The sequence below is a fragment of the Oceanimonas doudoroffii genome, assembly GCF_002242685.1.
GTDB classification, from domain to species: Bacteria; Pseudomonadota; Gammaproteobacteria; order Enterobacterales; family Aeromonadaceae; genus Oceanimonas; species Oceanimonas doudoroffii.
In genome coordinates, this window is the sequence record NZ_NBIM01000001.1 from 292,247 (window position 1) to 314,159 (window position 21,913).

Consider the following 21,913-nt stretch of genomic DNA (forward strand, 5'->3'; position numbering starts at 1 on the left):
TAACGCCCGGTGCACGGCACCGGGCTTGTCCTGACGTATTTTTCTTCGAGAGGAATCGGAGAATGACCAAAACCATCAATGTCCGCCGCCTGCCCAAGGATACCGGGCCGGCCGGCTGGAACAGTATTCTTCCGCCCGCGCGCACCCATCCCGAGCTGACCGAGGATATTCGGGCCGACTGGGTGGTGGTGGGGGGCGGTTTTGCGGGCATGGCCGCGGCCCGGCGCCTGAGCCAGCTGGTTGGCAACGAGCACGTGGTGTTGCTGGAGGCGGGCAGGCTGGCCCAGGGGCCGGCGGGGCGCAACAGCGGCTTTATGATAGATCTGCCTCATGAGCTGAATTCGGAAACCTACGCCGGGGCGGCCGATGCCGATGTGCGCCAGATCCGAATGAACCGGGCGGCCATCGACTTTGCCCGTAATATGGCGCAGGAATTTGACATGCCACGGCTGGTATTTGACCCTTGCGGTAAAATCACCGGGGCAGCCTCGGCCAAAGGGGAGCACCATATAGAAAGCTATGCTCGTCATCTGGAGAGCCTGGGCGAGCGGTACCGGCTGTTAACGGCAGCCGAGATGAAAGCAACGACGGGCACTGAGTTTTACCGTAAGGGGCTGTTCACACCGGGGGCGGTGATGATTCAGCCGGCCGCCTTTATTCGCATGGTGGCCGAGGGGCTGGCCGAGCGGGTGGCCATTTATGAGCAGAGCCCGGTGGTAAAAATGGATCTGGGCGACGAGCATGTGCTGCACACGCCCCAGGGTCGGGTTCGCGCCCGGCATGTGATCCTGGCGGTGAACGGTCATATTCAGTCGTTCGGTTTTTATCCGCGTCAGCTGCTGCACGTGTTTACCTATGCCTCCATGACGCGGGCATTGTCTGCCGATGAAGTCACCCGGCTGGGCGGTACACCGGACTGGGGCTTGTTGCCGGCGGATCCCATGGGCACTACGGTACGTCGAGTATCAAGCCTGATGGGCAGCGGCGATCGGGTAACTGTGCGCAACCGCTTTACCCTGAACCAGTCGATGGAGATTTCCGAGCGTCAGCTCAGGAATGTGGTTCGGGCTCATGATCGATCCTTTGCCGCCCGTTTTCCCATGCTGGAAGGGGTGCCTATGGAGCACCGCTGGGGTGGCCGGCTATGCTTGTCTTGGAACTCGGTGCCGGCCTTTGGCGAGCAGGAAGATCGGGTGTATTCTGCCGCCTGCCAGAACGGCCTGGGTACAGTTAAGGGCACTCTGTCTGGGATGATGGCGGCAGAGCTGGCAGTCGGGCAGCGTTCTGATTTGCTGAACGAATTCATTAACTGCGATGAGCCCCGGCGGTTGCCGCCTGAGCCTTTCTTGTCGGTGGGCGCCAACCTGACCATGCGTTGGAAGGAATGGCTGGCGGGTATTGAGTTGTAAGTCTTGAAAAGTGCCAAGGATTGGATCCCGGCAGCACGCCGGGGCCTTTTTGTTATTTGGCGAACAGCGGGCTCGATTGCCGGCGCCGCGGCGCCGGCAGGCGTTGCAGCAGCAGCGCCATCACCACCACCAGGCCGCCCATCCAGGCCTGCTCGCCGGGCGCTTCCGCCAGTACCAGCCAGACCCACAGCGGTCCGAGAATCATTTCCAGCAGCATCAGCAGGCTCACCTCCGCCGCCGGCAGGTAGCGCGGCCCTTGGGTGATCAGGGCATAGGCCAAGGGCACCACGCCCAGGCCGAGCAGGGCCATCCACAGCATGTCCTGGGCCGGCATCACCAGCGTCGGGGTCTGGAACAGGGTAAACAGGCTTACCAACAGGCCGGCGGGCACCAGCGCCGGGGTCATGTCGGCGGGGCTGGCGGCCCGCTCCACCACGAACTTGGCGGCCATGCTGGCGGCGCACAGCAGGGCGGTGAGATCACCGAGCAGGTGGCCCTGATCCCGGCTGCCGGAAAACACCAGCGCCAGCCCGCCGATGCACAACCCGATGGCCAGCCAGGTACGCCCGGACACGCTTTCCTGCAGCACAAAGCGGCTGAGCAGGGCGCCAATCAACGGCGCGGCGCTCAGAATGATCAGGGTGTTGGCCACGCTGGTGAGCCGAATCGAGATCACAAAGGTGATGGTGCAAATGGCATAAAACAGGGCCGAGCCCAGGCCCAGGCCGAACAGCCGGCGGCTGGGACGGTAACGATGCCGCCGACACAAGCAGGCGGTGCCGATGCACAGGCTGAGCAGCAGCCCGCGCCAGAACAGCAAGGTCCAGTGATCGGCGCTGATCAGGCGAATCAGCAGGGCATCCAGGCTGAGCACGGCCACCCCGGCCAGGGTCAACAGCACACCTTTGTGGTAAGGACTCATAACGGTATCCAGGCGAATGAATAATGGCCAGCATGGCCACTTTTTCGCTGCCGGACTGTGCTGAAAGCGGCCGAAAAGGCGACGGAAACGACCCGAAAAGGGCGGGCACAAAAAACGGGCCTGACGGCCCGTTTGTATTCAAATCAGCAGTGGACTTATTTCACCGCGACCGGCTCGGGGGCAAGCCCGGCCTCTTCCCGCTGCCATTGCTCCTGTTCCGCAGCCGTGGCCCTGGGCGAGAACCAGCCCAGGTAACCATAGGCCATGCCGATCAGCGGCGACAGCCAGCAGGCAAAGGCCAGGGGAATGTACAGCAGGTTCTCGGTGTGGCCTTCGGCAATGCCCAGCCCCAGTGCGGTGATCACCACGGCGCCGCCGGCGTTCCAGGGAATGAGCGGCGAGATCAGGGTGCCGCCTTCTTCACAGGCGCGGGACAGGTTGAGCGGCGAGTAGCCCTTGGCCTTGTAGGCGGGGGCATACATGCGTCCGGGCAGGGCGATGGACAGGTAAGGGTCGCCGCCCACCACATTGGTCATGGCCGAGGTGGCGATGGCGGAGCCCTGCATGGCGCCAAAGCTTTTGGCCCGGCCGAGAATCTTCTCCACGATCACCGTCAGGCAGCCGGTGCGCTCCAGCACGCCGCCAAAGGCCAGCGCCACCAGCATCAGGGTGATCACCCAGGTCATGCTCTGAATGCCGCCGCGGTTGAGCAGGGCGTCAATTTCACGTACGCCGGTGTCTATCTGATAGCCGCTGAACATGAATTCAAAGGCCTGTTGCAGTCCCACTCCCTGGGTCAGCATGGCGGTGGCCAGGCCCAGCAGGGCACCGGCAAACAGGGTGGGCAGGGCTGGCATCTTTTTCAGTGCCAGGCCAATGGTAACCACCAGCGGCAGCAGCAGGGTCCAGGACAGCTCAAAGTGCCGATCCAGGCCGGCGATAATGCCGTCGATACGGGCGAAGTCCACCGCCTGATCGCCGATAAAGGAAAAGCCTGCCACCAGGTAAATGCCCAGGGCAATCAGCATGGCGGGCACCGTGGTGGGCAGCATGTTGCGAATATGGTCGAACAAGTCCACACCGGTCACCGCCGGGGCCAGGTTGGTGGTGTCCGACAGCGGTGACATCTTGTCGCCGAAGAAGGCGCCCGACACCACGGCACCGGCGGTCCAGTACATGGGAATGTCAAAGCCGTTGCCGATGCCCATCAGCGCCAGGCCCACGGTGCCCGTGGTGCCCCAGGAGGTACCGAGCGACACCGATACCACGGCGCAGATCAGCACGCAGGCGGCCAGGAACAGTTCCGGGGAGATCAGGCTGAGGCCCAGCTTGATGAGGTAGGGTACGGTGCCGCTGGCGATCCAGATACCGACGATCATGCCCACGATGATCAGTATGCCGACCGACTGCAGGCCGAGACGCACCACGTGCATGATGCCGTCTTCCATGTCGTGCCAGCGATAGCCGCGCAGCCAGCCGATCAGCGCGGTAATGGCCACGCCCATGGCCAGGGGCACGTGGGGGGTGAAATTGCCGAAATAAAACAGCTGCACACCCAGCACCACAAAGGTAAGGGCGATGGGCAGGCAGGCCAGCCAGAAGCCGGGCTTTTGGGGGGCTTGTGTTGTCATGGTTCTCTCCTTGAGCCAAAAGCCACCCGGCCAACGCCGGGGGCGTGAAAAATGACTCATTCAGGCTAAGGAGAGTTTGTAACGGGCCATTGCGTTAATTGTAAAAAATTGTAACGGCTTGTATCAGTGTTGCGATTCCAGCTGCCGGCACAGTGTCGCCAGCTGCTCGCCGGCCTGCTCGGCGGCGTGTTTCAGGGCGTCGGGCAGGGCCGCTGACAGCCCCTGCTGGCGCTCGGCGGCGCGCTCCAGCTCGCCCAGTGCCTCGGCCAGGGGCCGCTGATCCAGCATGGCGGCGGTGCCGCCCAGGCGATGGGCCAGCCTGGCCAGCTCGGCATGATCTTCGTCCGTCAGGGCCCGGTGCAGTTCGGTCATTTTGCCGGGCAACTCCTCGGCAAAGCGGGCGGCCATGGCGCGCAGGCGGGACCGGCCCAACACCCGCAGGTGCTCCTGCAGCAGCGGCTGATCCAGGCTGATGTCGGAGCGCAGGCGAACGCCCAGGGCCTGAGCCAGGGCCTGAATGAGCCGGGGCCACTGTACCGGTTTGGCCACCACGGCCTTCAGGCCGGCATCCAGGTAGCGACGAATGTCTTCCGGGGTCACGCTGGCGGTCAGCGCGATAATGGGGGTGTCCTGGTTCAGGCCGGTGAGCTGCTCGCGGAGCAGGCGGCTGGTTTCCAGGCCGTCCATGCCCGGCAGGTGCATGTCCATCAGAATAATGTCAAAGGCCTGCTGGCGGGATACCTCCAGCGCCTGTTCGCCGCTTTCGGCCTGGCTTACCACATGGTTGTGCTGCTCCAGCAGGGCGGTGAGAATGCCCCGGTTAATGGCGACGTCTTCCACCAGCAGCAGGCTGAGGCTGGGCAGGGCGGTGAGTTCGGTTTGTGGGGTTTTGGCCGGAGCCTGTACCGAGGGCAACGGCAGGCTGAAGGCAAAACGGCTGCCCTGGCCGGGGCTGCTTTCCAGGGTCAGGGTGCCGCCCATGGCCTCGATCAGCCGGCGGGAAATGGCCAGCCCGAGGCCGGTGCCGCCAAAGCGCCGACTGATGCTCTCGTCGGCCTGGGTAAAGCGGTCGAAAATACGGTCCTGCTGTTCGGCGGCAATGCCGATGCCGTTGTCTTCCACCACAAACTGCCAGCCGCCGCCAACCGGGCGCACCGCCAGTCGTACCTGGCCGCCCTCGTGGGTGAACTTGATGGCGTTGGACAGCAGGTTGATCAGCACCTGACGCACTCGGCTGGCGTGACCCGACAGCCAGGGCAGGGTGTCGGGAGTATTGAGCCGCAGCCGTATCTGCTTGGCGCCGGCATAGCCCTGCATCATGGCCAGGGTGCTTTCCAGCAGTTCACTCAGGGCAAAGGGCGCCGGCTCTTCCGGCAGCGGCCCCTGCTCCAGGGCGGCGTAATCGAGCACGTCGTTGAGCAGCATCAGCAGGTGATCGGCGGAGTGTTGCAGGGTGTCGAGCAGCCCCTTTTCCTGGCGGTTTTCCAGCGACGGCCGCAGCAGGGTCAGGGTGCCCAGAATGCCGTTCATGGGGGTGCGCAGCTCGTGGGTCATGTTGGCGATAAAGCGTGCCTTGGCGCTGTCGGCGGCTTCCGCCTCTTCCTTGGCCTGGCGCAGGTGCTGGGTGCGCCGGTCGACCAGGGCCTCGAGCTTGGCCTTGTCGTGCTGCAATTCGCTCTGGCGGCGTTCCACCGCCCGGCGCATGGTGTTGATGGCGCCCACCAGGGTGTCGAGTTCGTCGGGCATGGTATTGGGGGGGCGGGCCAGGTTGAGCGGGGCGGTGTCGGGATGGCCTTCCCCAATCTGCGCCACATTGCGGGCCATGCGTTCAAGGTGGCGGGTGACCCGGCGTTGAAACACCAGCATCAGGCTGAGTGCAATCAGCAGCACCGTCAGCGACTGGCCCAGCAGAATGCTGCGGGCACGGCTCATCAGCTGATGGCGAATGCTTTGCCGGCTGAAGGCCACTTCCAGCCGGCCTACCTGTTGTGGCCCCAGGGCGGGGCTGGGATAGACGAGATCAAAGCCGTGCCGGTTGACCCCGTCCCGTTCCGGCCCCTTGCTCAGGGTCAGCGGCGCCGCCAGGCCATCACCGGTGACGGTAAGGCTGGCCATGTGGGGCATGTCGAGCATGCTTTCCAGCTGCAATCTGGCCTGGGGCAGGTTCAGATCCCACAGGCTGCGCGACAGGCTGTCGAGGTAGCTGTGTTCGATCAGCAGCAGGCGCTCATCCATTTCCCGGTTGATTTTGCGGTGATCCAGCCACAGCTGCACGGCGGTGGACGCCAGGGTAAAACCCAGGCTGACCACGATGACCAGCAGAAACAGGCGAAAACTCAAGGGGTGCTGCCGGCGGTAACGGGGCAGCAGGCTCAACAGGGCATTCATCTCAGGGGGAATCCAGATACAGGCGTTCAAAAAAGGGCGTAATGCGCTGAATGTAGCGATCGCTGGCCAGCGCACCCAGCCGGTCCGACAGTGCCGGCAACAGGGGTTCGAGCACCGAGCCCCGAGGCAGGGCCAGGTGGTAGTGTTCCAGGGTCAGCAGCTCGGGCAGGGGTTGCACCTTGTCGGTCAGGCCGAGCTTGCGTGCCTGCAGCCGGCCGGTGGCCAGGCCGATGGGCATGTAGTCGATGCGCCCGAGCGACAGCTTGCGAAAATTCTGTTCGCCGCTGGAGACTCGTTCCACGTGGGGATAGGCGGCGGCCAGATGATCGAATTCGTCGCCGAAACTGTCGCCAAACAGCAGCCCCAGGGTTTTGTCGGACAGGTTCCAGGGGCTGCGGCTGCCATTACCGAAGTGGGTGAACAGCACTACGGGATCGGCCACCACCGGCTGGGCGCTGAACACGAAGTCCCGGTCTCGTCCTTGCGTCTTGTAGGCGGACACAATCAAATCCACCTTGCCCTGGCGGGCCGCCAGCTGGCAGCGCTCCCAGTTGCCGAATACCCGCATGTCGACCCGATAGCCGTGCTCGCCCAGCAGCTTGCGCGCCAGGTAGGGGGCGATGCCGGTCAGCTCGCCGTTCTGCTCCCAGGACAGGGGTGGGTAGACCGGGTGGCCACAGGCGGTCACCACGCGGGGCTCGGCCAGGCCGGCGGGTGCCCACAACAGCAGCAGCAGGCCAATCAGCAACATGGCACCGGCCTTGGGGTAAACACATAACCGGCGCCGTGCACGGTCAGGATCAGCCGGGGGTTGGCCGGATCGTCCCCCAGCTTGCGCCGCAGCCGGCCCACCAGTACGTCCACGGTGCGGTCGTTGGGGGCCCATTCCCGGTTCTTGATGCGATCCAGCAGCTGATCCCGGGACAGGGTCTGGCCGGCGTGGTTGAGAAAGGCACACAACAGCTGGTATTCGCCATGGGTGAGGGGCGTGCCGGCGTCCTGGTCGTCGAGCAGCAGGCGGCGGTCGAGGTCGACCCGCCACTGATCAAAGCGGCGCAGGTTGGCGGTGGTGGCTTGCGGCCGGGGCGCGGCGGCGCGCACCCGGCGCGCCAGGTTCTTGGTCCGGGCCAGCAGTTCGCGGGGGTTAAAGGGCTTGGACACATACTCGTCGGCACCGCATTCCAGGCCGATGATGCGTTCTATCTCGTCCTGGCGGCTGGTGACCAGAATAATGCCGGTGTCGCCGTGGGTGCGAATTTCCCGGGTCAGGGTGAGGCCGTCCTTGCCCGGCAGGCGAATGTCGAGCAGCACCAGATCGATGGCTTCATCGCGCAGCAGTCGCTCGGCGTCTTCGGCACTGGCGGCGCAGTGTACCCGGTATTGTTCCGCGCGAAAGTAATCTGCCAGGCAATCTCTGGTGATGTCGTCGTCTTCCACTATCAGAATGCTGATATCCATATCACGCCTTTCCTGTGTACTGAGAGCCGGCACTTCTATCACCGCCGTCGCGGACTGTCAACGCGCTCAGGCGCTGCGCCGCAACTGCCGGGCCTGGCTGGGGGAGACCCCGAAGAAGTCCTTGAAGCAGTGGCTGAAGTGGGTGGAGCTGGCAAAACCACAGGCCACGGCGATGTTGGCGATGCTGTCGTCGCTTTGCAGCAGCAGCCGGCGCGCCTGGGTAATGCGCAACTCCAGGTAATAGCGCGAGGGCGTGGTTTGCAGGTGGGTCTGAAACAGCCGCTCCACTCGACGCCGCGACAGATTCACATAACCGGCCAGCTCCTCGATGCCCAGCGGCTCCTCGATATTGCTGTTCATCAGTCGCAGCAGATCCCTGAGCGCCCCGGGCAGGGTGGGATCGTTTTCCGCCAGGGTGAGCCGGGTTTCGCTGTCGTCGGCGAGGCGGTCGCTGCTCAGAATTTCGCGAATGGCGCGCACGGTATCGGGGCCGTGCAGCCGTTCAATCATCATCAGCATCATTTCCAGGGCGCTGCTGGGGCCGGCGCAGGTCAGGGTGCGGGCGTCCACCACCATGGCCTGATTAGAGACCTCCACCTGGGAAAAGCGCTCCCGGGCAAAGCTGTGGTTGTCGGGATGAATGGCGCAGCACAGTCCGTCCAGGGTGCCGGCATACGCCAGGGCCACGGCGCCGTTCCACAACCCCGCCAGCACCTTTTCCTTGCGGTGGGCCAGCCTCAGCTTGCGAGACAGCGCCGCATGCTCGGACAGTTCGCAGCGAAAGCCGCCGCACACCACCACCACATCGAGGGCGTCGTCCCCTTCCAGGGGCAGGGCTTCCAGGGTGTGATTGGCGGAAATGTCGATGGCCAGATCACTGCGCACCGTGGTGCTGTGCAGGCCATAGCTGGTAATGGTGAACAGGGGGGTGGACTGCACCAGGTTGGCGGTCACCAGGGCGTCGACGGCGGCGGTAAAGGCCATCATGGAAAAATGGGGCAGCAATACAAAACCGACCCGTACCGGCGCATTGCCGGCGGCGCGGGCGGGCAGAAAGGCACTGTTGGTATCGCGCAGCCGATGGCTGAAATGACGTTTTTCGCTGACTTGAGACATGGTTTTGCGTGAATCGGGGCAGGGTGACAAATGGCGTCACCGGTGCGTAACGGCGTGTTAACCGCAGTTTACCGTGCCGGGGCGGGCTTTGCACCCTTTGCTCCTCAAGACGGCCATGGTAGCGACGACGGACCCCGATCACGAATGTTGCTCAAATGTGAGGTGTTGTCGCAAATACGCAGTATTGAGCCGCTACCAATCATCTTTCCCGTCAGGGGCGGCAGTAGTATGCGCTAAAAGCACTTTCGGCAGGCCCGAAACGGGTGCCGAATGGATGAACAAGGACCGGGCGGAGCCCGGCGCGAGCAAGGAGGTCAAGACATGTTCAACAGACAAGTCCGCATTCAGGATATCGATCCGGCCCTGTGGTCGGCCATGGAAGAAGAGGCCACGCGCCAGGAGCAGCACATTGAGCTGATTGCTTCGGAAAACTACACCAGCCCGGCGGTGATGGAAGCGCAAGGCTCGGTGCTCACCAACAAATATGCGGAAGGCTACCCGGGCAAGCGCTATTACGGCGGTTGCGAGGCGGTAGACAAGGTTGAACAGCTGGCCATCGATCGCGCCAAGGAACTGTTCGGCGCCGACTACGCCAACGTTCAGCCCCACTCCGGCTCCCAGGCCAATGCCGCCGTTTACATGGCCCTGTGTGCCCCCGGCGACACCGTGCTGGGCATGAGCCTGGCCCACGGTGGTCACCTGACCCACGGGGCCAAGGTGAGCTTCTCCGGCAAGATCTATAACGCCGTGCAGTATGGCCTGAACGATACCACCGGCGAGGTGGACTACGACCAGGTCGAGCGGCTGGCCCTGGAGCACAAGCCGACCATGATCGTGGCCGGTTTTTCCGCCTACTCCCAGATCATGGACTGGTCCCGTTTTCGCGCCATCGCCGACAAGGTCGGGGCCTATTTGTTCGTGGACATGGCCCACGTGGCCGGCCTGGTGGCCGCCGGTGTCTATCCCAACCCGGTGCCTTTTGCCGACGTGGTGACCACCACCACCCACAAGACCCTGCGCGGCCCCCGTGGCGGCCTGATCCTGGCCAAAGCCAACCCCGAGCTGGAAAAGAAGCTCAACGGCGCCGTGTTCCCCGGTGGCCAGGGTGGCCCGCTGATGCACGCGATCGCCGCCAAGGCGGTGGCCTTTGCCGAGGCGCTCAAGCCGGAATTTGGCGACTACCAGCGCGCTGTGGTGGAAAACGCCCAGGCCATGGTGGAAGTATTTCAGAAGCGCGGTTTTGACGTGGTGTCGAACGGTACCGAAAACCACCTGTTCCTGCTTGATTTGTCCGCCCGGGGCATTACCGGCAAGGACGCGGATCGGGTGCTGGGCGAGGCCAACATTACCGTCAACAAGAATGCCGTGCCCAATGACCCGCAGCCGCCCTTCGTGACCTCGGGCCTGCGCATCGGCACCCCGGCGGTAACCAGCCGCGGTTTCAAGGCCGAGCACTGCCGCCAGCTGGCGGGTTGGATCTGCGACATTCTCGAACACATGGACGACCCGGACGTGATCATCTCGGTCAAGGACCAGGTAGCCAGCCTTTGCAGCTACTTCCCGGTGTATCGCTAAGCGGTTCAACCCCATCAGGACACGGACTTCAATCAACAGGTGACCACAATGCAGAAATATTCAGGATTCGGGCTGCTCAAGCACGCCCTGACCCACCACGAGAACTGGCAGAAAGTGTGGCGCAACCCCACGCCCAAGCACGAAGGCTACGACGTTATTATCGTGGGTGGCGGCGGCCACGGCCTGGCCACGGCCTACTACCTGGCCAAGGAGCACGGCATCACCAATGTGGCGGTGATTGAAAAGGGTTACCTGGGCGGCGGCAACACCGCTCGTAACACCACTATCGTGCGTTCCAACTACCTGTGGGACGAGGCGGCCTGGCTCTACGAGCACTCCATGAAACTGTGGGAAGGCCTGGCCCAGGATCTGAACTACAACCTGATGTTCAGCCAGCGCGGTGTGCTCAACCTGGGGCATACCCTGCAGGACATGCGCGACATCGAGCGCCGGGTCAACGCCAACCGCCTGAACGGCATCGACAGTGAAGTACTCAACACCCAGCAGGTGCAGGATCTGGTGCCCATTCTGGATTGCTCCAAGAACGCCCGTTATCCGGTGCTGGGCGCCTCATGGCAGGCCCGGGGCGGCACCGCCCGTCACGACGCCGTGGCCTGGGGCTTTGCCCGCGCCGCCGACGCCATGGGCGTGCACCTGATTCAGCAGACCGAAGTCACCGGCATTCGCCGTGAAAACGGCGCCGTCACCGGCGTGGACACCACCCGCGGCTTTATCAAGGCGCCCAAGGTGGCCTGCGTGACCGCCGGCAACTCCGGCGTCATGGCCAACATGGTGGGCATGAAGCTGCCGCTGGAATCCCACCCGCTGCAGGCCATGGTATCCGAGCCGGTCAAGCCCATTCTCGACACCGTGGTGATGTCCAACCACGTGCACGGCTATGTGTCCCAGTCCGACAAGGGCGATCTGGTGATCGGCGCCGGCATCGACAGCTATCTGGGTTACGGCCAGCGCGGCTCCTTCCCGGTGGTGGAGCACACCATGGCGGCCATTGTGGAAATGTTCCCGATCTTCAGCCGGGTTCGCCTGAACCGGACCTGGGGCGGCATTGTGGACACCTGTCCGGATGCCTGTCCGATTATTTCCAAGACCCACATCAAGGGCCTGTATTTCAACTGCGGTTGGGGCACCGGCGGCTTCAAGGCCACCCCGGGCTCGGGCAACGTGTTCGCCCACACCATTGCCAAGGACGACCCGCACCCACTGGCGAAACCGTTCAATGTTGACCGTTTTGTCAGCGGCCACCTGATCGACGAGCACGGCGCAGCCGGCGTAGCCCACTAAAGGAGAGAGACAATGTTGCACATTTATTGTCCGCACTGCGGCGAGTACCGGGAAGAAGAAGAGTTTCACTACGCTGGCGAGGCGCACATTGCCCGCCCGGCCGATCCCAATGCGCTGAGTGATGCCGAATGGGCCGAGTATCTGTTCATGCGCAAGAACGTGCGTGGCCTGCATCACGAGATGTGGTATCACGCCGCCGGTTGCCGCAAGTTCTTTAACGCCACCCGGCACACCGTGACCTATGAAATCAAGGAAACCTACAAGGTGGACGAACAGCCGCAGCAAGGAGGCCAGTCATGAGCCAGCAGAACCGCATTCAGGGCAAGGGCCGGGTAGACGCCGGCAAGCCGCTCAACTTTATTTTCAACGGCAAGCGCTATCAGGGCCTGGCCGGTGACACCATCGCCTCGGCCCTGCTGGCCAACGGTGTGGACGTGGTCGGTCGTTCGTTCAAGTATTCCCGTCCGCGCGGCATCATGGCCGCCGGCGCCGACGAGCCGAACTGCATTCTGCAGGTGGGCAGTTCCGAAGCCACCATGATTCCCAACATTCGCGGCACCCAGGCCGAGCTCTATGACGGCCTGACCGCCGCCAGCACCAACGGCTGGCCGAACGTCGACAAGGACATCATGGGGGTGATGGGCAAGCTCGGTGGCAGCATGATGCCCCCCGGCTTCTACTACAAAACCTTTATGTACCCCCAGTCCATGTGGCCCAAGTATGAGCACCTGATCCGCAAGGCCGCCGGCCTGGGTCGCGTGCCCAACGAGCGGGACCCGGATACCTATGACAAGCTCAACCATCACTGTGACGTGCTGGTGGTAGGGGGCGGTGCCGCCGGCCTGACCGCGGCCCTGGCCGCCGGTCGCCGTGGCGCCCGCGTGATCCTGGTGGACGAGCAGAACGAGTTTGGCGGTCACCTGCTGCACGGCACTCAGAAAATCAACGGCCAGGCCCCGGCCGCCTGGGTTGAAGCGGCCGTGAAAGAGCTGGAAAACCTGCCCGACGTCACCCTGCTGCCCCGCAGCATCGCCTCCGGCTATTACGATCAGAACTTCGTCTCCGTGCTGGAGCGTCGTACCGATCACCTGGGTGAGCGTGTGTCCGGCAAGACCCGCCAGCGCCTGCACCGCATTCGCGCCGGCCGCGTGGTGCTGGCCACCGGTGCCCAGGAGCGTCCGCTGGTATTTGCCAACAACGATCTGCCCGGCTGCTTCGTGGCCAGCGCCTTGTCCACCTACGTCAATCGCTACGGCGTGGCCCCGGGTGAGCGCCTGGTGCTGATGACCTGCAACGATTACGGCTATCAGGCCGCCATCGACTGGCTGGACGCCGGCCGTGAAGTGGTGGCGGTGGTGGACAGCCGCGCCAACCCCAGCGGCGATCGCTACCAGCAGCTGAAGTCCCGTGGCGTCAAGATTTACACCGGCCACGGCCTGATTGAAGCCACCGGCAAGAAGCGGGTGAACGGCGCCAAAGTGGCCCCCATCACCAGCGACGGCAGCCGGGTGACCGGCGACGCCGTGTCCCTGAGCTGTGACACCATCGCCACCTCCGGTGGCTGGAGTCCGGTGGTGCACCTGACCGCCCACACCGGCTCTCGCCCGGTATGGAACGCCGACGTCATCGGCTTTGTGCCCGGTGAAACCGTGCAGAAGCAGTTGCTGGCCGGCGGCGTGCAGGGCACCTATGGCCTGTCTGCCGTACTCAACGAAGGCCTCAAGGCCGGCCGTGAAGCCGCCGAGGCCACCGGCTATGGCGAACTGGCCGCCCAGGTGGTGGATGCCGACGTCAACACCACGGATCCCCGCGAAGATCAGGCCCAGCCCCTGTTCCTGGTGCCTCACAGCCGTGCCGTGAGCCGGGCGCCCAAGCAGTTCGTCGACTACCAGAACGACGTGACCGCCGCCGGTATCGAGCTGGCCGTGCGCGAAGGCTTTGAGTCCATCGAGCACATCAAGCGTTACACCGCCATGGGTTTTGGTACCGATCAGGGCAAGCTCGGCAATATCAACGGCATGGCCATTGCCGCCAATGCCATGGGCAAGAGCATTCCGGAAACCGGTACCACCATATTCCGCCCGAACTACACCCCGATCACCATGGGCGCCTTTGCCGGCCGTGACGCGGGCCACCTGTTCGATCCGGCTCGGTTTAGCGCCATGCACGCCTGGCACGTGAAAAACGGCGCCGAGTTCGAGGACGTGGGCCAGTGGAAGCGTCCCTGGTACTTCCCCAAGGCGGGCGAAGACATGCACCAGGCGGTTAACCGCGAGTGTGTGGCCACCCGCACCAGCGTGGGCATTCTCGATGCCTCCACCCTGGGCAAGATCGACATTCAGGGCCCTGACGCCCGGGAATTCCTGCAGCGCATCTACACCAACGCCTGGGCCAAGCTCAATCCCGGTTTCTGCCGCTACGGCCTGATGTGTAAGGAAGACGGCATGGTGTTCGACGATGGGGTGACCTCCTGCATCACCGACGAACACTTCATCATGACCACCACCACCGGCGGCGCCGCGGGCGTGCTGCAGTGGCTGGAGCTGTGGCACCAGACCGAGTGGCCGGAGCTGGAGGTGTATTTCACTTCCGTGACCGACCACTGGGCCACCATGACGGTATCCGGCCCCAACAGCCGTAAGGTGTTGGAAAAGGTCTGTGCAGACGTGGATCTGAGCGGCGACGCCTTTCCCTTTATGACCTGGAAGGACGCCACCATCGCCGGCGTGAAGGGGCGCATCTTCCGCATCTCCTTTACCGGTGAGCTGAGCTTTGAGATCAACGTGCAGGCCAACTACGGCATGCACGTGTGGGAAGCAGTGATGGAAGCGGGTGCCGAGTTCAACATCACCCCCTACGGCACCGAAACCATGCACGTGTTGCGGGCCGAGAAGGGCTTCATCATCGTGGGTCAGGACACCGACGGTTCGGTGACGCCGCAGGATCTGAACATGAACTGGTGTGTGGGCAAGAACAAGCCGTTCCCCTTCATCGGCCAGCGTTCCTGGAGCCGGGAAGACACCGCCCGCACCGATCGCAAACAGATGGTGGGGCTTAAGTGCAAGGAAGCCAAAACCGTGATTCCGGAAGGTGCCCAGATCGTGCTGGACCCCAACCATCCGCTGCCGATGCCCATGGTAGGTCATGTGTCGTCCAGCTACTACAGCGCCAACCTGGGCCACAACATCGCCATGGGTCTGGTCAAGGACGGCCTGAACCGAATGGGCCAAACCGTGTACTGCCCGCTGGCCGACGGCCGGGTGCTGGAAGCCGAAATCACCAGCCCGATTTTCTATGATCCCAAAGGAGAGCGTCAGCATGTCTAACAACACCGCCAAACTGAAAGAGGTAGAACGCCAGGTGCGGGTGGAATCCCCGCTGTATCACGCCAACCTGGAAGCGCTGGCCAAGCAGGATCAGCAGGGTGAGGTGGTGCTGCGCGAGAAGCCGTTCCTGGGCCACCTGGTGCTGCGCGGCAACGCCGGCAACGAGCTGTTCGCCAAAACCGTGGAAAAGGTGCTGGGCGTGGCGCTGCCCACCCAGGCCTGCAGCTCCGTCGAGAACGACAAGGTGCTGGTGCAGTGGCTGGCGCCCGATGAGTGGCTGATCATTACCGAGGGCGGTCAGGAAGGCCGCCTGCAGCAGAGCCTGCGCGAGCAGCTGTCCGGTCACTATGCCATTACCGACGTGAGCGGCGGCCAGACCGTGCTGGAGCTGTCCGGTCCCAAGGCGGAGATGGTGATCCGCAAGTCATGTCCCTATGACGTGCACCCGTCCAGCCTGCCCACCGGCAAGTGTGTGGGCACCGTGTTCGCCAAGGCCGGCGTACTGCTGCGCCGCACCGGCGCCGACAGTTTCGAGCTGGTGATTCGCCGCAGTTTCTCCGACTATCTGTGGATGTGGCTGCAGGACGCCAGCCGGGAATACGGCCTGGTGATCGGCAAGTAAGGGCGAAGCGCCCGGGTTCCCGCGGTGCGGGAATGACAACGGCGGCACTACCCTTGCTCGCCGTCAGTCCCCCCGCCGAGGCGGGGGCCATCTCAGGGCCGCGGATGGGTTGAGTCCGCGGTCACCAAATACACACCGCCATGGGAGGCACGGCATGAATCAGCAAGACAGCTATATCCTCACCGCCAGCTGCGAGAGCCGGCTGGGCACCGTGGATGCGGTCACCGGCTACCTGTATCAGCAGCAGTGCTATGTGGCGGACATGCAGACCTTTGACGACGCCCGCGCCGGCCGTTTCTTTATTCGCGTGGAGTTTCGCCGGCCCGAGCAGGGCGAGTTTGATGAAGCGGCGTTTCGCGACGGCTTTGCGTCCCGGGCCGACAAATACGGCATGGACTGGGAACTGACCGAGCGCAGCCGCCGGCCCAATGTGGTGATCCTGGTCTCCAAGTTTGATCACTGCCTCAACGATCTGCTGTATCGCTACCGCACCGGCCAGCTGGCCATCGAGATTCCGGCCATTATCTCCAATCACCCGGATCTGCAACGGCTGGCCGACTGGCATCATATTCCCTACTACCACCTGCCGATCACGGCCGATACCAAGGCGCAGCAGGAAGCCCAGTTGTGGAAGATTGTGCAGGAGTCCAACGCGGATCTGGTGGTGCTGGCGCGCTACATGCAGGTGCTGAGCCCGGATCTGTGCGACAAGCTGTCCGGCCGCGCCATCAACATTCATCACTCCCTGCTGCCCGGGTTCAAGGGCGCCCAGCCCTACCACCAGGCCTACGCCAAGGGGGTGAAACTGGTAGGGGCCACGGCCCACTACATCAACAACGAGCTGGACGAGGGCCCCATCATTACTCAGGGGGTGCAGGCGGTGGATCACAGCCATTACCCCGAAGAGCTGGTGGCCAAGGGCCGCGACATTGAATGCGTGACCCTGGCCCGAGCGGTTCAGTATCACATTGAAAAGCGAGTGTTCATGTACCAGGGCAAGACGGTGGTACTGGGCAGCTGACACTCATTGACCCCTCGAATGCTCAGCATTCGGCATGTAAAAGGAGCCATCATGTCTCAGAAAATCACGGTACTGCGCGATACCCAGCCTCAGGTGCTGCTGGATGCCACTAAGTGGGAAAAACTGTCCGGTGACCCGCATACCGTTAACCTCAACGCCTACACCTCGGAAGACGGCAGCAAGATCATGGGTACCTGGATCTGCACCCCGGGCAAGTGGGCGGTGAACTACACCAAGTGGGAATACTGTGACTTCCGCGAAGGCTACTGCATTCTCACCCCCGAAGGTGGCGAGCCCATTCACCTCAAGGCCGGCGACATCTTCGTGGTGGAGCCGGGCTTTCAGGGCACCTGGGAAGTGGTGGAAACCGTACGTAAATATTTCGTGTTTGCCTGATCGGGCAACATTCCAGTCCTGTTTTCGGCCTGCCTTGCGCAGGCCTTTTTTGTTGGTTTAGTTTACCGGCTTGCAGCGCATTTCCGAGGCGTCATATCCCCACTGGATCATGGTTTCCCCCCGGTGCTCCCAGAAGCTTTCGTTACGGCCCTGGTAGCGGCTGCCGCTGGCGGCCGGCTGAGCATACATCAGTGACACGCTGTCGCCGTATTCGGCGATCAAGGTTGCAGGCTCGGTCTCGTAGAAAGTAACGACCACCTCGTTGGCGGGGGTTCCGTCACAGGCGAAACGGAACGGGCCGCGCTCGGGCACCAGTCGGTAGCGGGCCTGCAGTTCGGTGGTTCGCAGTCGGTACTGCTGCTGCACGCAAGCCTGCTTGTCTTCGTTTTTCCAGCATTCATTGCGGCCTTTGATCCAGCCCCGTTGCTCGGCCTTGAGCGTGGAGGGCTGTTCGTTGGCAGCCTTGGCCAGCGCCTGCTGGTAGATCCCGGCCAGTTTTCGGTCCTGGGCCGCCAGGCCGGCATCGGTGCAGATCATCGCTTCGATACTGTCGGGATGAATATCGTCACAGTTATACGACGGGCCCTGCTTGAGCAGGGTATCGATATACGCACACCAGGCTTGGCCGTTGCGCTCGGGAACATTGCTTTGACCCCGGATTCCTAAGTGAAATTCCACCACCGATTTCCATTCCTCGGAGCCGGTGTCGGGGCCGTGACCCTGGCCGTCACCGGTATGGACCTTTTTCTCGACCCATTGCGCCCACTCGGGGGAACACAGTGGGGCGCCTTGGGCCCAGACAGGCAAGGCGGCAAATATCAGCAGTAATAACCCGTGTTTCATGACGAGAACCTCTCATTGGAGCGCAGGCTGCGAGCCTGCAAATTGGCGCGTGGACATTGAGCACCATGAGGGAGCTAATGCGGGCGAGTTGTCCGCGCTCCAACACCTTATTTTTTGTGTTTGCCGATGCCGTGATCCCTGAGCTTGTTGGCCACGGCGGTGTGAGAGATGCCCAGGCGTTTGGCCAACAACCGGCTGGACGGGTATTCCGGATACAGCCGGGCCAGCAGCAGGCGCTCAAAGCCCTTGACCGCCTCTTCCAGCGAGCCTTCGCACAGGGCATCCAGCCCCGGCAGGCCGCTTTGCTCCGGCAGCGCCAAATCATTGATATCCAGTTCGTCTCCTTCCAGCAGGCTGATCGCCCGGTACAGGCAGTTGCCGAGCTGGCGCACGTTGCCGGGCCAGGGGTAATGCTGCAGGTAGTCCGCCAGCCTGGTCGACAGCCGGGGCTGGGGCCGCTCCAGCTCGGCGGCGTAGCGGGTGCACAGGTGCCGGGCCAGGGGCAGAATGTCCTTTTGCCGCTCCCGCAGCGAGGGCACCCGCAGGTTGAGCACGTTGAGCCGATAGAACAGATCCTGGCGAAACAGGCCCTGTTGCACCAGGGTGGCAAGATCCTGCTGGCTGGTGCAGATCACCCGAATGTCCACCTTGACCTCCTGCTCGTCCCCCAGCCTGCGAAACACGCCATCCTGCAGCACCCTGAGCAGTTTGCGCTGCAGCAGCGGCGACATCTCGCCGATTTCGTCCAGCAGCAGGGTGCCGCCGTTGGCCTGCTCCAGCACGCCGCGCTTGCCCTTTTCATTGTTGCCAAAGGCCCCGGGGGCATAGCCGAACAGTTCGTTCTCGGCGGCGTCGTCGGGAATGGCGGCACAGTTGAGCAGCATAAAGGGGCCTTCACCGCGCAGGCTGGCCCGGTGACAGGCGCGGGCCAGCTGTTCCTTGCCGGTGCCGGTTTCCCCCTGGATCAGCAGGGGCGCATCCAACACCGCCAGCCGGCGGGCTTCCCGCAGCAGCTCGATCATGGCCGGGCTGTGGGCGATAAAGTCGTCGAAATGCGTGGACTCCCGATGGCGCATGGCCTTGAAGTGCTGGCCGATGCGCCAGGCCGACTTGAACACCACCACGGCGCCGGCCAGGCTCTGCTCGCCCGACTCTTCGGTCACCCAGATGGGCAGAAAGTCCGCCAGCCAGGGTTGGCCTTCAATGGTAACCTTTTCACTGAGCGGTCGAGGCTGGTCCTGCTCCAGCCAGCGGCTGACAAAGACGCCTTTCAGCCGAGGGCCCAGGGGCTGCTGCAGCAACTGGGCCTGGGGCTGGTCGAGCAGGGCGCAGGCGGCGTCGTTGGCCAAGGTGATGCGGCCTTTTACATCCACCGCCACCACGGCGTCGGGCAGCACCTTGAGCAGGGCGGCAATGGCGTTGTGCTCCTGCTCCGAGGGCATGCAGGCGATGGTCTGCACGTCGTGCACCCCCGGCAGGCGACGAATGGCCGGCATCAGGTGCTGCAGCTCGGCAAAGGCGAGGGCGGGAAAGTTGAGATAGATAATGCCGCTGGTGTCGATCTCGATGCCGCGCAGGTCGATGCGGTGCTCCACCAGAATGTTGAGCAGCTCCCGGGTCAGGCCCAGGCGGTCTTCACAATTTACTTTCAGGCGCATGGAAAGGAATGACAGGGTGAACAGGCTGTAAATAATACCTTACACTAAGACCGGCAGGCGAATGAAGTCGGCATAAAACGTGACAAAGCCGCTTTTTGCCGCCGTTGAAGGTTTACCTCGGGGCCCGGTTCGTCCATGCTTGCCGGTCCGTGCGGTGGTCGTGGCACCTGCACGCTATTCAATATCAAAAACAGCAAGTATTTTTCAGGTGAAGTAATGAGCGAAGCGGTTTTCAGTACGGTCAAGTCGTCCCAGGTGATCCTCAAGGAACTGATGGTGCCTTCCTATGCCAATTTCGGCGGCAAGGTGCACGGTGGCATTATTTTGTCGCTGATGGACAAGATTGCCTACACTTGCGCCGCCAGCCATGCCAAGGGCTATTGTGTGACCGCCTCGGTCGATTCGGTGGACTTTCTCAACCCGGTGGAAGTGGGTGAGCTGCTGACCCTGTACGCGTCGGTCAACTACGTCGGCAAGAGCTCGATGGAGGTGGGTATCAAGGTGGTGTCGGAAGACTTTAAAAAGGGCATCGTCAAGCACACCAACACCTCCTATTTCACCATGGTGGCGCTGGATGAGCAGACCCGCAAGCCCACCTCGGTGCCCGGCCTGGTGCTGGAAGACGAGCAGGAAATTCGTCGCTTCGTCATGGGCAAGCTGCGCAAGAAGCTGCGCCGGGCCCACCAGCAGGAGATTGCCGATCTGCGCCAGGCCCTGAGCCTGGATCAGGAAAGGGCCGAGCTGGAAGGAGAAAACTGCCAGCTGGCGCTGTGAGGTGAGCAGCAAGTACCGCCGGTTGGCGCGCCAGATACAGGAACAAATTGAGTCTGGTATCTGGCAGCCCGGCGATCGGCTGCCCTCCTTGCGGGAAACCGCCGGCCGTTCCGGCTTCAGCCTGATGACGGTGCACAGCGCTTATCAGTTGCTGGAAAGCGAGGGCTGGATACTGGCACAGCCCCAGTCCGGCTACCGGGTGGCGCCGCGCCAGCACAGTCCGGCCCACGCCGCCCGGCCGGCCCTGCATGCCGCCGAGTCGGTGGACATCAACGCCTTTATCTTCAATGTATTGCAGGCGGGCCAGCGGCCCGACTGCGTCGCCTTTGGCTCGGCCTTTCCCCATTCCTCGCTGTTTCCGCGGGAACAGCTGGCGCGCTCCCTGAGCCGGGTGGCCCGGCGGCTGGATCCGGCCCAGCAACTGGTGTTGCCGCCGGGCTGTGCCGAGCTGCGCCGGGCCCTGGCCCGGCGCTATGCGGCCCGGGGCATGGCGGTGTCGCCGGACGACATCGTGATCACCTCGGGGGCACTGGAGGCCCTCAACCTGAGTCTGCAGGCGCTGACCCGGCCCGGAGACTGGGTGGTGGTGGAGGCGCCGGCGTTTTATGGTGCCCTGCAGGCGATTGAACGCCTGCAGCTGAAGGCGCTGGCGGTGCCGGTGGACTCGGAGCGGGGGCTGGATCTGGACGCCCTGGCCGATGCCCTGGGGCGTTACCCGGTCAGGGCCTGCTGGCTGATGAGTCATTGTCAGAACCCGCTGGGAGCCAGTCTGGACGGGGAGGCGCGCACCCGGTTGCTGGCGCTGCTTAACCGCCACGGCGTGCCCCTGGTCGAGGATGATGTCTATGCCGAGCTCTATCACGGCGAGCAGGCGCCGTTGCCGCTGCGGGCCCAGGATGAGGGTGTGCTGCACTGTTCTTCCTTTTCCAAGACCCTGGCTTCGGGCCTGCGCATCGGCTGGGTGGCGGCGGGGGCCCGAGCCCCGGCGATTCAGCGGCTGCAGCTGATGAGCACCCTGACGACCAGTGCACCCATGCAGCTGGCACTGGCCGACTACCTGGGATCCCACCATTACGACCGCCACCTGCATACCCTCAGGCGTGAACTGGCCCGGCGCAAGCAGCGGTTTTACCAGGCCCTGTGCCGGCACCTTCCGGCCGAAGTGCGAGTGCATGCCAGCCGGGGTGGTTACTTTCTGTGGCTGAGCCTGCCGCCGGGACTGGACGCCACCGAACTTTACCGGCGCGCCCTGGCCGAGGACATCACCATAGCCCCGGGGCGCATGTTCGCCGCCGGAGAGCAGTTTCGGCACTGCTTTCGGCTCAATGTGTCACTGCCCTGGAACTCCCGCAGCGAAGCGGCGGTGGAGCGCCTTGCGGTCCTGATACAGGGACTGCTTTCCCCGGTCTGAACGGCCACTGTTATGGTTTTCTGAGCATGGCCGGCACAACTGTTATGGTTTTTTGGCCTCG

The 21,913-nt window shown here is 63.4% G+C and carries 18 protein-coding genes; 10 read left to right on the forward strand and 8 right to left on the reverse strand.

Going from position 1 to position 21,913, the window contains the following annotated elements:
* The first annotated feature begins 62 nt into the window (after positions 1-62).
* Complete coding sequence (locus B6S08_RS01345) at positions 63-1,409, forward strand: NAD(P)/FAD-dependent oxidoreductase (RefSeq protein WP_094198991.1); 1,347 nt, start codon at positions 63-65, stop codon at positions 1,407-1,409.
* A gap of 52 nt (positions 1,410-1,461) precedes the next feature.
* Here B6S08_RS01345 and B6S08_RS01350 read toward each other — a convergent pair whose 3' ends face one another.
* From B6S08_RS01350 to B6S08_RS01375, 6 genes are all read right to left on the reverse strand, one after another.
* On the reverse strand, positions 1,462-2,331 hold the full coding sequence (locus tag B6S08_RS01350; protein ID WP_094198992.1) for a DMT family transporter: 870 nt from the start codon (positions 2,329-2,331) through the stop codon (positions 1,462-1,464).
* Positions 2,332-2,486: 155 nt separating this feature from the next.
* Positions 2,487-3,962: a Na+/H+ antiporter NhaC gene (gene nhaC / locus B6S08_RS01355; protein ID WP_094198993.1), complete on the reverse strand. Its 1,476-nt coding sequence runs from the start codon at positions 3,960-3,962 to the stop codon at positions 2,487-2,489.
* Positions 3,963-4,085: 123 nt separating this feature from the next.
* Positions 4,086-6,350 (reverse strand): ATP-binding protein, encoded by a 2,265-nt coding sequence (locus tag B6S08_RS01360; protein ID WP_094198994.1) that lies wholly within the window; start codon positions 6,348-6,350, stop codon positions 4,086-4,088.
* 1 nt (position 6,351) lies between these two features.
* The gene (locus tag B6S08_RS01365) at positions 6,352-7,101 is read right to left on the reverse strand and encodes a substrate-binding periplasmic protein (RefSeq protein ID WP_240919733.1); all 750 of its coding nucleotides are present in this window, start codon (positions 7,099-7,101) and stop codon (positions 6,352-6,354) included.
* Entirely contained in the window at positions 7,092-7,808 is a 717-nt protein-coding gene (locus B6S08_RS01370) for a response regulator (RefSeq protein WP_094198995.1), read from the reverse strand. The genes B6S08_RS01365 and B6S08_RS01370 overlap by 10 nt, the downstream gene beginning before the upstream one ends.
* Before the next feature lie 66 nt (positions 7,809-7,874).
* A complete protein-coding gene (locus tag B6S08_RS01375) occupies positions 7,875-8,924 on the reverse strand; it encodes a GlxA family transcriptional regulator (protein ID WP_094198996.1) in 1,050 nt (349 codons plus the stop codon).
* Positions 8,925-9,245: 321 nt separating this feature from the next.
* Between B6S08_RS01375 and glyA the strand changes: the two genes are divergently transcribed.
* The 7 genes from glyA to B6S08_RS01410 all read left to right on the forward strand — a co-directional run bounded on the left by glyA (position 9,246) and on the right by B6S08_RS01410 (position 17,166).
* Positions 9,246-10,499: a serine hydroxymethyltransferase gene (glyA, locus tag B6S08_RS01380; RefSeq protein ID WP_094198997.1), complete on the forward strand. Its 1,254-nt coding sequence runs from the start codon at positions 9,246-9,248 to the stop codon at positions 10,497-10,499.
* Between the two features lie 48 nt (positions 10,500-10,547).
* Positions 10,548-11,801 (forward strand): sarcosine oxidase subunit beta family protein, encoded by a 1,254-nt coding sequence (locus tag B6S08_RS01385; protein ID WP_094198998.1) that lies wholly within the window; start codon positions 10,548-10,550, stop codon positions 11,799-11,801.
* 12 nt (positions 11,802-11,813) lie between these two features.
* Complete coding sequence (locus tag B6S08_RS01390) at positions 11,814-12,101, forward strand: sarcosine oxidase subunit delta (protein WP_094198999.1); 288 nt, start codon at positions 11,814-11,816, stop codon at positions 12,099-12,101.
* On the forward strand, positions 12,098-15,127 hold the full coding sequence (locus B6S08_RS01395) for a sarcosine oxidase subunit alpha (protein WP_094199000.1): 3,030 nt from the start codon (positions 12,098-12,100) through the stop codon (positions 15,125-15,127). Before B6S08_RS01390 ends, B6S08_RS01395 begins: the two co-directional genes overlap by 4 nt.
* Complete coding sequence (locus B6S08_RS01400; protein WP_094199001.1) at positions 15,120-15,749, forward strand: sarcosine oxidase subunit gamma; 630 nt, start codon at positions 15,120-15,122, stop codon at positions 15,747-15,749. Before B6S08_RS01395 ends, B6S08_RS01400 begins: the two co-directional genes overlap by 8 nt.
* Positions 15,750-15,903: 154 nt before the next feature.
* Positions 15,904-16,770, forward strand: coding sequence for a formyltetrahydrofolate deformylase (gene purU, locus B6S08_RS01405; protein ID WP_094199002.1), 867 nt, complete (start codon positions 15,904-15,906; stop codon positions 16,768-16,770).
* A gap of 51 nt (positions 16,771-16,821) precedes the next feature.
* Positions 16,822-17,166, forward strand: coding sequence for a cupin domain-containing protein (locus B6S08_RS01410; protein WP_094199003.1), 345 nt, complete (start codon positions 16,822-16,824; stop codon positions 17,164-17,166).
* Positions 17,167-17,223: 57 nt separating this feature from the next.
* Here the strand turns inward: B6S08_RS01410 and B6S08_RS01415 are convergent, their stop codons facing one another.
* Both B6S08_RS01415 and tyrR read right to left on the reverse strand, forming a co-directional pair.
* Positions 17,224-18,009 (reverse strand): MliC family protein, encoded by a 786-nt coding sequence (locus B6S08_RS01415; protein WP_094199004.1) that lies wholly within the window; start codon positions 18,007-18,009, stop codon positions 17,224-17,226.
* A 107-nt stretch (positions 18,010-18,116) separates the two neighbouring features.
* Positions 18,117-19,667 (reverse strand): transcriptional regulator TyrR, encoded by a 1,551-nt coding sequence (gene tyrR / locus B6S08_RS01420; protein WP_094199005.1) that lies wholly within the window; start codon positions 19,665-19,667, stop codon positions 18,117-18,119.
* 216 nt (positions 19,668-19,883) lie between these two features.
* Between tyrR and B6S08_RS01425 the strand changes: the two genes are divergently transcribed.
* Together B6S08_RS01425 and B6S08_RS01430 are read left to right on the forward strand one after the other, a co-directional pair.
* Positions 19,884-20,441 (forward strand): acyl-CoA thioesterase, encoded by a 558-nt coding sequence (locus B6S08_RS01425; protein WP_094199006.1) that lies wholly within the window; start codon positions 19,884-19,886, stop codon positions 20,439-20,441.
* A gap of 1 nt (position 20,442) precedes the next feature.
* Positions 20,443-21,852 (forward strand): aminotransferase-like domain-containing protein, encoded by a 1,410-nt coding sequence (locus tag B6S08_RS01430; protein ID WP_094199007.1) that lies wholly within the window; start codon positions 20,443-20,445, stop codon positions 21,850-21,852.
* The last annotated feature ends 61 nt before the right edge of the window (positions 21,853-21,913 follow it).

Bases quoted from the DNA above. Each gene is read 5' to 3' on its own strand.
- B6S08_RS01345 (WP_094198991.1), top strand. From the start codon at position 63: ATGACCAAAACCATCAATGTCCGCCGCCTGCCCAAGGATACCGGGCCG.
- B6S08_RS01350 (WP_094198992.1), bottom strand. From the start codon at position 2,331: ATGAGTCCTTACCACAAAGGTGTGCTGTTGACCCTGGCCGGGGTGGCC.
- nhaC (WP_094198993.1), bottom strand. From the start codon at position 3,962: ATGACAACACAAGCCCCCCAAAAGCCCGGCTTCTGGCTGGCCTGCCTG.
- B6S08_RS01360 (WP_094198994.1), bottom strand. From the start codon at position 6,350: ATGAATGCCCTGTTGAGCCTGCTGCCCCGTTACCGCCGGCAGCACCCC.
- B6S08_RS01365 (WP_240919733.1), bottom strand. From the start codon at position 7,101: ATGTTGCTGATTGGCCTGCTGCTGCTGTTGTGGGCACCCGCCGGCCTG.
- B6S08_RS01370 (WP_094198995.1), bottom strand. From the start codon at position 7,808: ATGGATATCAGCATTCTGATAGTGGAAGACGACGACATCACCAGAGAT.
- B6S08_RS01375 (WP_094198996.1), bottom strand. From the start codon at position 8,924: ATGTCTCAAGTCAGCGAAAAACGTCATTTCAGCCATCGGCTGCGCGAT.
- glyA (WP_094198997.1), top strand. From the start codon at position 9,246: ATGTTCAACAGACAAGTCCGCATTCAGGATATCGATCCGGCCCTGTGG.
- B6S08_RS01385 (WP_094198998.1), top strand. From the start codon at position 10,548: ATGCAGAAATATTCAGGATTCGGGCTGCTCAAGCACGCCCTGACCCAC.
- B6S08_RS01390 (WP_094198999.1), top strand. From the start codon at position 11,814: ATGTTGCACATTTATTGTCCGCACTGCGGCGAGTACCGGGAAGAAGAA.
- B6S08_RS01395 (WP_094199000.1), top strand. From the start codon at position 12,098: ATGAGCCAGCAGAACCGCATTCAGGGCAAGGGCCGGGTAGACGCCGGC.
- B6S08_RS01400 (WP_094199001.1), top strand. From the start codon at position 15,120: ATGTCTAACAACACCGCCAAACTGAAAGAGGTAGAACGCCAGGTGCGG.
- purU (WP_094199002.1), top strand. From the start codon at position 15,904: ATGAATCAGCAAGACAGCTATATCCTCACCGCCAGCTGCGAGAGCCGG.
- B6S08_RS01410 (WP_094199003.1), top strand. From the start codon at position 16,822: ATGTCTCAGAAAATCACGGTACTGCGCGATACCCAGCCTCAGGTGCTG.
- B6S08_RS01415 (WP_094199004.1), bottom strand. From the start codon at position 18,009: ATGAAACACGGGTTATTACTGCTGATATTTGCCGCCTTGCCTGTCTGG.
- tyrR (WP_094199005.1), bottom strand. From the start codon at position 19,667: ATGCGCCTGAAAGTAAATTGTGAAGACCGCCTGGGCCTGACCCGGGAG.
- B6S08_RS01425 (WP_094199006.1), top strand. From the start codon at position 19,884: ATGAGCGAAGCGGTTTTCAGTACGGTCAAGTCGTCCCAGGTGATCCTC.